The 13,579-nt window shown below is 69.5% G+C and carries 13 protein-coding genes; 9 read left to right on the top strand and 4 right to left on the bottom strand.

The window, feature by feature from the left end; genetic code table 11:
- Positions 1–8 precede the first annotated feature (8 nt).
- The 8 genes from ABD785_RS00935 (at position 9) to ABD785_RS00900 (ending at position 9,087) form a co-directional block, all read left to right on the top strand.
- Positions 9–863, top strand: coding sequence for an alpha/beta hydrolase (locus ABD785_RS00935; RefSeq protein ID WP_344821178.1), 855 nt, complete (start codon positions 9–11; stop codon positions 861–863).
- A 59-nt stretch (positions 864–922) separates the two neighbouring features.
- Positions 923–3,109 (top strand): RNA ligase, encoded by a 2,187-nt coding sequence (locus ABD785_RS00930; RefSeq protein WP_344821177.1) that lies wholly within the window; start codon positions 923–925, stop codon positions 3,107–3,109.
- A complete protein-coding gene (locus ABD785_RS00925) occupies positions 3,109–4,008 on the top strand; it encodes a phosphatase domain-containing protein (protein WP_344821176.1) in 900 nt (299 codons plus the stop codon). Before ABD785_RS00930 ends, ABD785_RS00925 begins: the two co-directional genes overlap by 1 nt.
- A gap of 58 nt (positions 4,009–4,066) precedes the next feature.
- Positions 4,067–5,191, top strand: a complete 1,125-nt coding sequence (locus ABD785_RS00920; RefSeq protein WP_344821175.1) for a phosphatidylinositol-specific phospholipase C1-like protein — start codon at positions 4,067–4,069, stop codon at positions 5,189–5,191.
- A gap of 54 nt (positions 5,192–5,245) precedes the next feature.
- Entirely contained in the window at positions 5,246–5,686 is a 441-nt protein-coding gene (locus ABD785_RS00915) for an SDR family NAD(P)-dependent oxidoreductase (protein WP_344821174.1), read from the top strand.
- Positions 5,687–5,703: 17 nt separating this feature from the next.
- Positions 5,704–5,862: a hypothetical protein gene (locus tag ABD785_RS00910; RefSeq protein WP_344821173.1), complete on the top strand. Its 159-nt coding sequence runs from the start codon at positions 5,704–5,706 to the stop codon at positions 5,860–5,862.
- Positions 5,863–6,696: 834 nt separating this feature from the next.
- Entirely contained in the window at positions 6,697–8,364 is a 1,668-nt protein-coding gene (locus tag ABD785_RS00905) for an IPT/TIG domain-containing protein (protein WP_344821172.1), read from the top strand.
- Between the two features lie 411 nt (positions 8,365–8,775).
- Positions 8,776–9,087, top strand: coding sequence for a hypothetical protein (locus tag ABD785_RS00900; protein ID WP_344821171.1), 312 nt, complete (start codon positions 8,776–8,778; stop codon positions 9,085–9,087).
- A 461-nt stretch (positions 9,088–9,548) separates the two neighbouring features.
- Here ABD785_RS00900 and ABD785_RS00895 read toward each other — a convergent pair whose 3' ends face one another.
- From ABD785_RS00895 to ABD785_RS00885, 3 genes are all read right to left on the bottom strand, one after another.
- Complete coding sequence (locus ABD785_RS00895; protein WP_344821772.1) at positions 9,549–10,586, bottom strand: calcium:cation antiporter; 1,038 nt, start codon at positions 10,584–10,586, stop codon at positions 9,549–9,551.
- A 76-nt stretch (positions 10,587–10,662) separates the two neighbouring features.
- Positions 10,663–11,559 (bottom strand): DMT family protein, encoded by an 897-nt coding sequence (locus ABD785_RS00890; RefSeq protein ID WP_344821170.1) that lies wholly within the window; start codon positions 11,557–11,559, stop codon positions 10,663–10,665.
- Complete coding sequence (locus tag ABD785_RS00885) at positions 11,556–12,308, bottom strand: phosphatase PAP2 family protein (RefSeq protein ID WP_344821169.1); 753 nt, start codon at positions 12,306–12,308, stop codon at positions 11,556–11,558. Before ABD785_RS00885 ends, ABD785_RS00890 begins: the two co-directional genes overlap by 4 nt.
- Before the next feature lie 113 nt (positions 12,309–12,421).
- On the opposite strand from ABD785_RS00885, the gene ABD785_RS00880 reads away from it, so the two are divergent.
- The gene (locus tag ABD785_RS00880) at positions 12,422–13,033 is read left to right on the top strand and encodes a TetR/AcrR family transcriptional regulator (protein ID WP_344821168.1); all 612 of its coding nucleotides are present in this window, start codon (positions 12,422–12,424) and stop codon (positions 13,031–13,033) included.
- On the opposite strand, the gene ABD785_RS00875 is transcribed toward ABD785_RS00880, so the two are convergent.
- Positions 13,020–13,553 (bottom strand): DUF1697 domain-containing protein, encoded by a 534-nt coding sequence (locus tag ABD785_RS00875; RefSeq protein ID WP_344821167.1) that lies wholly within the window; start codon positions 13,551–13,553, stop codon positions 13,020–13,022. The two genes, ABD785_RS00880 and ABD785_RS00875, sit on opposite strands and share 14 nt — an antisense overlap.
- Between the last annotated feature and the right edge of the window lie 26 nt (positions 13,554–13,579).

Genomic DNA, 13,579 nt, shown 5'->3' with positions numbered 1-13,579 from the left:
GGGGATACATGGCGGTTTCACGGCGTGCGGTGCTGCTCGGCGGGGTGGTCGGGGCGGCGGGCGCGGCAGGAGTGGTCGGGGGCGGCTACTTCGCGGTCGACTCCGGACTGCTGCCCGGCCGCGCCCGGTTCCGCCGGGCTCTGGGGCTGACCGGCGAGGACGGGGTCGTCCCGAACGCCGAACCGGTGCCGACCCGCACCGTCCGGCGCTTCTCGAAGGCCCGCGGCACCGAGATCTCGATGATCGCCATGGCTCCTCCGGGGGCCAAGAACGTCTGCGTGGCCCTGCACGGCGGCAGCGCGGAGGCCGGTTACTGGCTCGACCTCGGCCTGCCCCGGTTCCTGGGCGCCGCGTTCGCCGCGGGCGTCCCGCCGTTCGCGGTCGTGGCCGTCGACGGTGGCCGCGACTCCTACTGGCACGAGCTCCACCAGGGCGACGACCCCCAGCTGATGCTGGTGAAGGAGCTTCCCGCCTGGCTGTCCAGGATGGGCCTGGCCCCGCCGAGCCTCGCCCTCGGCATCTCGATGGGCGGCTCCGGAGCCCTCCAGTACGCGCGCCTGCGCGGAGGGACCCTCAAGGGGGTCGCCGCCGTGAGCCCCGCACTGTTCCCGACCTGGAAGGACTCCACCACGGTGGGGGCCTACGCCGACCAGGCCGACTGGGCCGCCCACGAACCGCTCAACGCCGCCGGCCCCGTGGCCGGCCATCTGGGCGTCTGGTGCGGCACGGACGACCCCTTCTACAAGCCGGCCCGGGCCCTCTCCGGAGCCGAGCACACCTCCTTCACCCCCGGCCTGCACTCCATCGGCTATTGGCGCCGCGTCCTCCCCGACGTCCTCACCTTCCTGGGCGGGGCCCTATAACCGGGAGACGAACTGGGCGCGATCCGACACAATCTTGAGATTCGAGTCAGGGGGAACGGATGCGGCTTCACCTCAGCGAACTGATGGACCGACGAGAGCTGGCCGAGGCGATCGAGGCCGGTTACGTCAGGGTGCAGGCCCATCCCCACCTGCCGCTGCGCATTCTGAACTACACGGAGAAGACGCAGTATGAACGTGCCTGGACCGCCGTGACCCGGGCATGCCGCGGATTGGTCATTGACGCGGATGACTACGTCGTCGCACGCCCGTTCCCGAAGTTCTTCAACTACTCCGAGCACGAGGCCAGCCAATTCGATCTTGATGCGAGGGTCGTGGTCACGGACAAGATGGACGGCTGCTTCGTCGGATCCACCACGCTCAATCTCTGGGGCGGAGGGACGATCACCATCGGTGAGGTCGTCAGGAACAAGCTGCCTGTGACGCTGGTCGGGATGGACGAAGCAGGCGAATTGGTCCCGGCGACCGTTACGGACTGGCACTACAACGGCACGAAAGACCACTGGCTGGATGTGACGGTCGGCTGCCCGGTCTCGCGGAGGAGCGGTGCCGGAGGCCACGCCAATGTTCTCAGGGTCACCGTCAACCACCATCTCTACGTGAACGGCGCCTACGTCCCGGCCTGCGATGTCCGGCCGGGTGACCGGATGGTCCGGCAGGCCTGGCAGCCGAGCGCGGAGGTGTACAACCTCGTCAGGGCGTCACTGCTCGGCGACGGCTGTGTCATGCGATCGGCGACGAAGCCGGACCAGGCAAAGTACCAGGAGGGCCATTCGGCCCGTCAGGGCGACTATGTCGAGGCGCTCCGGAAGGCCATGGGCGACTGCGTTTCCGTGCGGGCGGACACTGTCTCGGGTTACGGGAGCCGGATCATGTGGGTGGGGACGAAGGAGTACACCGACTTCGGCGACCTCCGCAGGGAGTGGTACCCCGACGGCGTGAAGAGAGTTCCCGCCGATCTTTCATGGCTCGATGATTTCGCCGTTGCGAAATGGCTCATGGACGACGGCTACCGGCAGCGGTTCAAGGCGCAAGCCGATCGGATCAGCTTCGCCACACATTCTTTCACCCTCGAGGAGATCGCCAGACTGGGTGATCGCCTGGCCGAGCTTTACGGCATCTCCTGGCACACCGTCGATGACGGGGGCCGGGGGCACACACTGGTCATCAACTCCGGGCGCAGACAGCAGATCGAACGGCTGTGGGCGGCGATCGCGCCGCATGTCCACCCCACCATGCGTTACAAGCTCCCTGAACGGCACCAAGACGTGCCCTACCGGGAAATGCCGGTGGGACGTGAGCTCAGCCGGGCGGAGGAGACGGAGGTGCTCTCGGTCGAGCGAGTAGAGGTCACCAAACAGAACTTTCCTCACGGCCGTGTCGGCTACGACGTCTCGACCACGACCGAGAACTATCTGGCCCGCGGTGTCCTCGTCCACAACAGTCTCGGGATCCTCTATCCGACGCCGGACGGCCACGCCATCGCCACGAGGGGGAGCTTCGGTTCGGAGCAGTCGGCCCACGCTTCGAAGGTCTGGCGCGACCGTTATGCGGCCGGTTCCGAGGTCAACGACGGTGTGACCTGGTTGTTCGAGATCATTTTTCCGCAGAATCGGATCGTCTGCGACTACGGGGACCTCGACGACCTGGTTCTGCTCGGCGGCGTAGAGAAGCTGACGGGAAAGGTCATCGCACCCGCCGATCTGAGCTATCGGGGCCCTCGATCCGAGACGTTCGCGTACCGAACTCTGGCCGAGGTCCTGGCCGCGGAACCCCGTCGCGGGGCAGAAGGCCTTGTCATCAGGTTCCCCGACAAGGCCGATCTGATGATCAAGGTCAAGCAGGAGGACTACGTGGCCCTCCACCGGGTGATCACTGGCTTGAACGCGCGAGGGGTGTGGGAGCGGCTCGGGGCGGGGGACTCGGTGCAGGGGATCTGCGAGGGGCTGCCCGACGAGTTCCACGGGTGGGTCCAGGGTCTGGCGAAGGAGCTGTTCGCACAGCGGGATCAGCTCGTCGCGCGGGTCGCGGAGGAGCATGCGAGGATCGTTTCGGGGCTCCCGGACGGCTGGGGGCGCAAGGAGTACGCGGCGGTCGCGGGGCGGTCGGCCAACCGGGGGTGGCTGTTCCTGGCGCTCGACGGGAAGGACGCCTCGGCCAAGATGTGGCACTCGCTCAAGCCCGCCGGGGATCTCCGGCCCGTCAACGTCTCCGAGGACACCGCCTGATGGCAACGCTGCACATCACCCGAGGCCTTCCCGCGTCCGGCAAGTCCACCTGGGCCAGGGCCTGGACGGCCGAGGACCGGGCGCACCGCGTCCGGATCAACCGTGACGACCTGCGCAAGATGCTCGACGACGGCGTGCACGTCAAGGGCCTGACCGAGCAGCGGGTGATCGCCGCACGCGACGCGGCGATCACCCGGCTGCTCCGCGACGGCTATGACGTGGTCAGCGACGACACCAACCTGCCCCAGAAGATGGCCCGCGACCTGGCCAGGCTGGCGCACGCCGCAGGGGCGGGCTTCGAGGTGCACGACTTCACCGGCGTCCCGCTCGAGACCTGTGTCGAGCGGGACGCCGCCCGGGAGCACCCGGTCGGGGCCGACCGGATCAAGGACCTGCACCTGCGGTTCCTGGCCGGCCGGAAGCACCCGCTGCCGCTCCCGGAGGACATCGGCAAGCCGGTCGTGCCCTACGAGGCGAAGCAGGGGACGCCCAGGGCCGTCCTCGTCGACATCGACGGCACCACCGCGCTCATCTCCGGCCGGAGCCCCTACGACAGCAGCCGGGTCCACCAGGACCTGCCGAACACACCGGTGATCGAGGTCGTCCGGGCGATGCACGCGGCCGGGAACAGGATCGTGTTCCTGTCCGGCCGTCCGGCGGAGTGCCACGACGAGACCGCGGCCTGGCTGGCGCTGCACGTCGGGGTGCCGTTCGAGGGCCTGTTCATGCGCCCGACGGGGGATTCGCGCAAGGACGCCGTCGTCAAGATCGAGCTGTTCGACGCCCACGTCCGGGACGCCTATGACGTGGTCTGCGTCCTCGACGACCGTGACCAGGTCGTCGAGGCCTGGCGCGCCCTCGGCCTCACCGTCCTCCAGGTGGCCGAGGGCGACTTCTGACGGCCGTTTCCGCTGGGACCCTTGACGCGGAGGGGGAGACTGGGCTTCATTCGCGTCCATGGCCCCCCACCCCTCGAGGCGTGCCGTCGTCGCGTTCACCGCGCTCGCAGCACTCGCCGCCGCTCCAGCCCTCCGCAGCCAGGCCGACGCCCCGGCGTTGCGCCTCAACCAGATCCAGGTCGTGGGATCGCACAACAGCTACCACGTCGAGCTTCCGCCGAATGAGTTCGGTCCCGTCTCGGTGGTCGGCGGCTCGGTCACCCAGGGGCTCCAGTACAGCCATCCGCCGCTCGACCAGCAGTTCGCGGGGCAGCACGTCCGGCAGATCGAGCTGGACCTGTACGCCGATCCGAAGGGCGGCCAGTACGCCAGGCCGCCGATCCGGCTGATCACCGGCCAGAAGCCCGACTACGACCCGGCGATGAACGAGCCGGGCACCAAGGTCCTGCACATCGCGGGCCTCGACTACCACAGCACCTGCGTGTCGCTGACGGCCTGCCTCCGGGCCGTGAAGAAGTGGTCGGACGCCAACCCCTCGCATATCCCGATCGCGATCCTGCTGGAGTTCAAGGACACCCTCGACATCCCGGTCAAGGGCATCCCGCCCGTCCCGCTGACCACCTGGACCCGCGCCCGCCTGCTCGACGCCGAACAGGAGATCCTCTCGGTCTTCGCGCGGGGCGACATCCTGGCCCCCGACGACGTCAGGAGCCCCGGCAAGAGCCTGGAGCAGTCGGTGCTGACCGACGGCTGGCCCCTCCTGGACTCCGTCCGCGGCAAGGTCATGTTCCTGATGGACGGCAACCAGACCCAGCGCGCCGCCTACCTCGAGGGCAACCCGAGCCTGGAGGGCCGCCTCGTCTTCACCGCCGGCACCCCCGGCCAGGACGACGCCGCGTTCGTCCAGCGCAACGACCCGAACTCCGGCATCGCCGCCCTCGTCGAGAAGGGCTACCTGGTCCGCACCCGCGCCGACGCCGACACCGTCCAGGCCAGGACGGGCGACACCACCATGCGCGACGCGGCCCTGGCCGGCGGCGCCCAGTGGGTCAGCACCGACTACCCGGTCCCCGGCCTGGCCGCCCGCTTCGCCACCGGCTACTACACCGCCCTGCCGGGCTTCGTCACCGCCCGCTGCAACCCGGTCAGCGCCCCGCAGTCCTGCCGTTCGGTCCGGCCGTAGTTCGAGCCCGGGCCCCGGGGCACTCCCCTCTTCCTGCGAGGAGAGGGGAGCGCCATGTTCGGAACGCCGGGATCGCTGTACGGGAAGGTCGTCGTGGTCACGGGGGCCAGCGGCGGGGTCGGGCGGGCGACCGCCCGGGAACCGGCCGCGCACGGCGCGCTGGTCGCGCTGATCGCCCGGGGGGACGCCGGGCTGAAGGCCGTCGCCGAGGAGGTGGAGGGACGGGCCTACCAGGTCGACGTGTCCGACTACCAGCAGGTGAAGGACGCCGCGGACCGGATCGAGGCGGAGCTGGGGCCGATCGAGGCGTGGAGGCGCAGGTTCGGAGACGCGCCGACGAGGCGACGGCTGCCGTCCCCGAGGCCGCGAGTAGCATCACTGCCTCCCTGTTCAAGGGCTCCCTGGATGGGGCTGCTCTTGCCCGCTACGTCCTTGAGTAGGAGACCGCTCGCTTCTGGGACTACGTGCTGCACCTGGCCTACGAGGACGACCTGACCGTTCACGGAGCCGTCATGCAGGCACGTGGCGACATCGAGACCGATCTGGACGAGCCGCAAGCCACCGGTGGCTGCGTCTTGTTCGCCCACGCCATCAGCGAGGCCGGCCGCGAAGGCCGACGGGCCTTCCTCGAGGCGACCGAGGACCTCACAAGCTGTCCTCTCCCCAAGTGAGACCTCTGATCTTCCCTCGCGAGTTCATGTGTTCAGACTCCGATCGGCGCAGCGGACCCGATGTGGCGCTGCCGGACGGCGTGCGATGACGATGGCTCAGGAGCTGATCGACCCCGCCGGCCCGCGAGCCGAAACGGCAGCCCCATGACCAGCCCCCGATCTCGCAGATAGCCGAAGAACAGCCTGATCACCGCTTGTGGCGTGGGCCAAGTCTGGGTGAGTTCTGCGGCGGTCAGGGTCGTCGCGGTTCCGGTCCTGGAACGCCCGACCGCTCCCCCCTTGGGGAGCGCCATCCTGGAGGCACCCGAGAGCACGAATGGCCGATATGTGGCGATAAAACCGTTACATAAAGCAGAGAATCCCAAAGGGGAACTATCCTGCGGATCGTCCGAGCGATGTGGTGTGCGTGCCGACATGCCGCCCGCAGCCGAAGGCTCCGAGCCGGCCCGGCCGTTCCGGTCGAGTCGAACGCGGGCGGCGCTCAGGGATTCCAGAAGGGTCGAGGCGGTGGGAGGCGGGCCGCCCGACACGTCCCGAAGGGCTCCGCAATAACGGCCGGGCTGAAATCGACCCAACAACCGAAGTCGCACAAAGTTACGACCCCTAACTTCTTGTGGCCTTCGGGGCCGCGTGTGATTCTTCCCGAAGGCGACTCAGGGCATACGCATGACTGCTCCCCGTGACCATTCGGCAAGCTGTCGGCGTTCGCCTTGGGGGAGATCCGCTTCCGCGCTGGCGGGCTCGCACGTCCGGAATCGACCGCATCGCCGACGGTTCCAGGGCCCCGTTCGGTGCCCGCCGGCGGCGGCGCGGAAGCCGAGAGGAGTCCTCCCCTTGACCCCCATCGCACGTCCCCGCCAGAGAGCGCGCAAGCGGCTCACCTCCCTGACCGTCGCGTTCGCCCTGGCCACCGCCGGGCTGGCGGCGCCTTCCGGGCCCGCGCACGCGGCGGCGCCCGGCGCCACTGCCTATGTCACGAACCTGCGAGGCAACTCCGTTTCGGTCATCGACGCCACGACTGGAACGGTGACCGCGACCGTCCCGGTCGGCTCGTTCCCCGGCGGAGTCTCCGTCGCCCCCGACGGGAACGAGGTCTACGTCACCAACCAGGGCGCCAACAGCGTCTCGGTGATCGACGCCACCACGAACACCGTGGCGGCGACCATCCCGGTCTCCTCCAACCCCAACCCCGTGGCGTTCAACCCGGACGGCGCGCACGTCTACGTCGGCGTCAGTCTCGGCGGAGGAGCCCAGGGCGTCCGCGTCATCGACACCGCCACCCGTGCGGTCACGGCCACCATCGGTATCACCGGCCAGCCCTTCGACATTGCGGTCACCCCCGACGGCGGCAAGGCGGTCGTGGCGGGTTTCGTCGGAAGCGCGGTCACGGTCATCGACACCGCTACCAACACCGTCACCGCCACCATCACTGACCCCAGCGCCCAGACCCCGGCCGGCGTGGTGATCAGCCCTGACGGCGCGTACGCCTACACCGCCAACTACAACAGCAACAACATCTCCGTCATCGACCTCGCGACCAGTACGATCACCGGCACCATTCCCTTCACCCGCCCGCAGGACCTGTCGATCAGCCCCGACGGCACCCGCCTCTACGCGGCCGGCGCCACCACCAACACCGTCGGCGTCATCGATACCGCCACCAGCACCGTCACCGCCACCATCCCGGTCGGAACCGCACCGGCGGGCATCCGCGTCAACCCCGCTGACGGCACCGCCTACGTCACCAACAGCGGCAACAGCACCGTCTCGGTCATCGACCTGACCACCAACGCCGTCACCGCCACCATCGGTGTCGGCAACACCCCCTACGGTGTCGACGTCTCACCCGCCAAGCCCATCGTCACCGGCGTGACCCCCGGCAGCGGCCCCGCCGCGGGCGGTACCTCCGTCACCATCACCGGCAGCCACCTCTACAGCACCACAGCAGTGAAGTTCGGCGGCACCCCCGCCACCGGTGTGACCGTCGTCAACGCCACCACCGTCACCGCGACCGCCCCGGCCCACGCAGCGGGCACCGTCGACGTCACCGTCACCACCCAGGCCGGCACCAGCGCCACCAGCGCAGCCGGCCAGTACACCTACCTCGCCCCGCCCAAAGCCGACATCGACGTGGACCTGACCGCCCAGCCCCACCTCGGCATCCTCGTGCCCTACCTGCGCTACACCCTCACCGCCCACAACACCGGCCCCGACCCCGTCACCTCGGCCACCCTCACCGCCACCCTCCCGGCAGGCGCCGCCGCCACCAACCTCTCGACCGGCTGCACCTTCACCGCACCCACTCTCACCTGCGTATACGGTGCCATCGCCAACGCGGCCAACGTCGACAAAACCTTCCGAATCCCCCTCAACCTGCTCTCCCTCGGCCCCGTGACCGTCACCGGCGTCCGCACCACCAGCGCCCCCGCCGATCCCAACTCCGCCAACGACACCGCCACCAAGACCTGCCACGTCATCTCGATCATCCTCGCCACCTGCTGACCAACCCCAGCAGATCGACCGTCCCACCCAGCACGCCAGCGGCCGGGACCTGCGAGTCCCGGCCGCCCCACCCAAGAATTCCGAAGCCCGGCAGAACCCCACAGCGTCACCCAACAGGACGGCGCCGGGTCAACGACCGATCGGTCCCGAGGACTCGATCACACCGGGCGAGACCGTCCACTTCACCATCGACGACGAATCCCTCACGACCAAGCGGCCAGAAGGGCAGAGATGGTCAGAACGAACGGGACGGAACGGCTCATCGAGACTCCTGTTCAGAGCAGGGCGGCGATGCCCGGCGGTCGCCGGACAGCGGCTCGTCGTCCAAGCCTCCGACACTCCACGTCACACCGAAGCATCCCGGCTTGAGGTGTCCGATCCAGGCCTGCGGGCATCCGGCCGGTCCGTGAGGTGAAACGTCTCCTTACCGCTTGGCAGTTCTATCTGCGGGTCCTCGCTCGGATGACGGTCCAGGGCGGTACCGGCCTGAGCCGTGCCCAAGCGATCGATCTCATCCTCGTCGCCGAGATGGCCGCCCGCCGGCCCGCGCTCCAGCCCAAGCTGCACGGCCCGCACGATGGCGAGACGGGGCTGCGGCTGCTCGCGGAGGCCACCTCCGACGTCGACTGGGTGCTGTCTCGCAAAGCGGTCCGCCTGATGGAGCGGAGCACGATCGCGCTTGCGGGAACCTGCGCTCCCTGCTCCGGGGCCATGACGCCGTGAGGATCGCCGAGCTCTCGGCCGTTCTGACGTCATGACCATGGGCGAGCGGCCAAGTAGGTGGGGGCAGCGGTGGCCGCGGCGGGACTCCAGCGCAGGCGGCGCGAAGGTGACCGGCCTCGGCGCAACTGGTGGAGCCGGTCTGCGGTTTCGGGTGGTGAGAGAGTACGAATCGCGGCTGGAGCATGAGCAGGAGAAGCCGGTCACGGTGGCTGGGCTGGAGTCCGTGGTCTCCGCTCCAGAGGAGAGGAGGAGTTGAGCCGAGGCAGTATCAGGGGCCCAAGGGAGGCAGAGGTCGGGGCGGTCGATGGACCCGTTTGGGAAGGCGCGCCCGGAGCCGAGGAGATCTTCGCTGGAGCCGGTCCGGTCGGCTCCTGGGCTTGGAGAGCCGGAGGCCGGTGATGGCCGGGTGGGCTGTTGCTGGACGGGATTCTGGGCGGGCTCGGACGGTCCGGGCGGGTGGTTCAGGGGCTGATGGTGAGGAAGATGAAGGCGGCGAAGATGACGAGGTGGAGGCCGCCCTGGAGGAGGGTGGCGCGGCCCGGGACGATCGTGAGAGCGGAGACGACGACGGTCAGGACGAGCAGGGCGATCTGGGTGGGGCCGAGGCCCAGTTCCAGTGGGCCCTTCACCCAGATCGAGGCCAGGGCGATGGCCGGGATGGTCAGGCCGATGCTGGCGGTGGCGGAGCCGAGGGCCAGGTTGAGGGCGGTCTGGGTGCGGTCGCGGCGGGCGGCGCGGACGGCCGCGAGGGTCTCGGGCAGCAGGACGAGCAGGGCGATCACGACGCCGACGACGGCGTGGGGGAGTCCGGCGTTCTGGACGCCGCGCTCGATGACCGGTGACTCGACCTTGGCCAGGCCGACCACGGAGACCAGGGAGATCAGCAGCAGCAGGAGGCTGGTCTTGGTCTCCTTCGCGGAGGGCGGTTCGGCGTGGTCGTCCTCGACGATGCCGCCGTCGTCGGTGACGGGCAGGAAGTAGTCGCGGTGGCGGACCGTCTGGGTGAGGACGAACAGCCCGTAGAGGGTGAGGGAGGCGACCGCGGCGAAGGCGAGCTGGGCGCCGGAGAACTTCGGGCCGTGCGCGCTCGTGGTGAGGGTCGGCAGGACCATGGTCAGGGTGACCAGCGCCGCGACGGTGGCGAGCATCCCGCCGGTGCCCTCGGCGTTGAACACTGCGGTCCGGTGCCGGAGCGCGGTCGTCAGGAGGCAGGCGCCGACGATCCCCGTACAGCAGATCATCATCGCCGAGAACGCCGTGTCGCGGGCGAGGGTCGCGCCCTTCGGCCCACTGGAGATCATCACGCTGATGATCAGTGCCACCTCGATGACCGTCACGGCCACGGCCAGGACCAGCGAGCCGAAGGGCTCGCCGACCTTGTGGGCGATGACCTCGGCGTGGTGGACGGCGGCCAGCACGGCCGCCGCCAGGATGAGCGCGTCGACGACGACCAGGACGCCGTTGATCTCGCGGCCGAAGGTCAGCACGAGTGCGGCCATGGCCACGGCAGGCACGATGGTGGTCCAGCGCAAGTAGATCCGCCCCCCGGAAAACGATCTTCGGGAGCCCTACCCGTCAGGCCCGGAGGCACACCTCGGCCCGCCCGGCCGCCGCCGGTAGGTCCTCCGGTAGGTCCTCCGGTAGGTCTCCCTGGAGATCGTCCGGGACGTCGTGCGCGGCGCGGCGGGTCAGCAGGACCACGCCCCGGGCCGCTCCGGCGGCGGCGATCATCCCCACCGACAGGCCGAGCGGCCCGCCGCGGAAGTGCTCGCCGAGCAGGAACAGCCCGATGATCGCCGCGGCGGCCGGGTTGACGAGGTTCTGGACCGCGAGAGGGGCGCCGAGCCCGCCGGTGTAGGCGCTCTGCGCCAGCACCAGACCCGAGATCATCAACGGCACGACCAGCGCCGCGGGCAGGAGGAAGGCGGTGGAGAGCGGGCCGCCGAGATGCTCGGCCGCGGTCTGGGTGAAGGCCGAGGCCACGCCGAAGGCGATCCCGGACGCAGCGGCGCGCCGCAGCCCGCCGCGGTCGGGCCCGTGCAGCAGGATCCCCAGCACCAGGACGGTGGCGACGGAGACCAGGAGGACCTGCTCGACGTTCAGGCTGCGCACCAGGACCGGCTGGGCGACGACCAGCAGCAGCCCGGCCAGCCCGATCATGGTCCACAGGACCCCGAGGCGTTCGCGGGCCGAGACCCTGCGGCGGGCGAGGCTCGCCCCGAGCGGCACGGCTACCACGAGGGTGAGCACGCCCATCGGCTGGAGCAGGCTGAGCGGCCCGAACTTCAGCGCCACGACGTGCAGCAGGGCGCCGAACCCGTTGAGGCAGGTGGTCACCATGCCGATCGGGGAGACCAGGACCCTGACCGCGGTGCGTCCGGTGCGGGCGATCCGTTCCTGGATCACCGCGGCGCCCGCGTAGCCGAGCGCCGACAGCAGGGAGAGGCCGAGGGCCGCTCCGATCGCGCTCATCTCCCTCTCCCGGCGGCGAGGGTCGGCGCGAACTGCTCGCGGTCGCGCAGGGCGGGCATCGACCAGGGCCGTCCCGGAGCCGGGACGAGCGCCAACGACAGGACCAGCAGCACCGTGACCACCATTCCGTCGAGCCAGTAGTGGTTCGCGGTCGCGACCACGACGAGGAGCGTGGTGGTGGGATAGGCGAGCCAGAGCCATTTCCACCGCGAGTTCAGCACCGCGATCATGCCGATCGCGACGACCAGGGCCCAGCCGATGTGCAGCGAGGGCATCGCCGCGTACTGGTTGGCCAGGGAGTGCGGGTCGGGGTCGCCGTAGACGGTCGGCCCGAAGACCCTGCCGGTGTCCAGAAGTCCCAGCATCCGGGGCGGTGCCAGCGGGACCAGGACATGCCCGATGAGCCCGCCGAGCGTCAGGACGGTCAGGACGCGGCGGATCCACACGTAGTGCACCGGATGCCGCCAGAACATGAAGATCAGGAAGGCGATGGTGGCGGGGAAGTGGACGCCCGCGTAGAAGGCGTTGGCGGCCTTGGTCAGCGGCTCGCTGTGCAGGAGCAGGTTCTGGACGCTCGACTCGGTCGGCAGGTGCAGGAAGCGTTCCAGGCGGGTGACGTCGCCGGCGTTGCGGTGGGCCCGCTCGACGTGGCCGTTGGCCGAGAGGCGGCCGAAGCGGTAGCCGCTGTAGAGGATTGCGATGAGCAGCAGCTCACGCAGCAGTCCCGGGCGCCCCGCCTCGGACTTCACGCCCACCCCCACGGCCGACTTTGAAGATCACATTAAAGGTGTCATTCGCTGACACTTGACCGTAACACCAAACTTGCAGATAAGCCTCCACATTTTCGCGTATGGTCGATCACATGGACAACCGGCCCCTGAGGAAGGACGCGGAGCGCAACAGGCGCAGAATCCTCGACGCCGCCGACGCCGTGTTCGCCGCCGAGGGCCTGGGCGCGACGCTCGAGAGCATCGCGGAGAAGGCCGATGTGAGCATCGGCACCCTCTACCGCCGTTTCCCCACGCGAGAGGCGCTGGTCGAGGCACTGTTCGAGGAGAAGGTCGACCGGATCCTCGGCTGGGCCGCCGCCGGGCTGGAGAATCCCGATCCGTGGGCCGGCTTCACCTCCTACCTGTGGAACACGGCCGCCTCACACGCCGAGGACCAGGGGCTCGGTGAGGTGCTGATGGGCAGCGGGCTCGCCCAGCGCAAGATCGAGGACCTCAGAGAGAAGATCGTTCCGCTGGTCACCGAGCTGGTCGCCCGGGCGCAGGCGGGGGGACGGCTGCGGCAGGACTTCGCCCCGCAGGACGTGCCGATGCTCATGTGCATGGTCGGCGCGGTGGCCCGCAGGGCTCCCGGCTCGTGGCGGCGCTATCTGGAGCTGCTGATCGAGGGGCTCCAGGGGGAGGCGCCGCTGACGGTCATGCCGCCGACCTTCAGCGAGGCCGCCGGAGTGTTCAACCGCTGCTGAGGCGGCAGATCTCCAGCACCTTCAGCACGGTGTTCCAGTTGCGGGCCGTCAGGTCCTTCTTCAGCTTGCGGTCGACGAGGACGGGCAGCTTGGCGTCCCTGATGCCGTCGGGGAGATCGAGGTAGATCTCGCGTCCCGCCACGGCCAGGCGCTCGGGCGGGTAGGCGTCCGCCACGTCGTCGAACAGGCCCTTCTCCGGCGGAGCGCCGAGGAAGCAGACCTGGAACCTGGCGCCGTCGGCCGGGGTGAAGGGCGCGTTCTCCACCACCGAGGCGATCTCGGCCTCGGTGCGGACCATGATCCGGAGGCTGGTGCCGAGGGCGGTCTCGATCGCGGCCGACAGCGCCGACTCCAGGGTCTCGGGATCGGTCTCGGGGGCGGTGAAGACCGCGTTTCCGCTCTGCAGATGGGTCTTGACCTCGGCGTGGCCGAGATCGGTCATGATCGTCCGCAGGTCGGCCATCGCGACCTTGTTCTTGCCGCCGACGTTGATCCCGCGCAGGAGCGCCACGTACCGCATGTCGCGAGCGTATCCGTTGCCGCGCC

Origin of the sequence: Actinocorallia longicatena (genome assembly GCF_039534125.1) — a bacterium.
GTDB classification, from domain to species: Bacteria; Actinomycetota; Actinomycetes; order Streptosporangiales; family Streptosporangiaceae; genus Actinocorallia; species Actinocorallia longicatena.
Note: the sequence above shows the minus strand (reverse complement) of the source record. Positions and strands in the feature narration are given on the sequence as shown.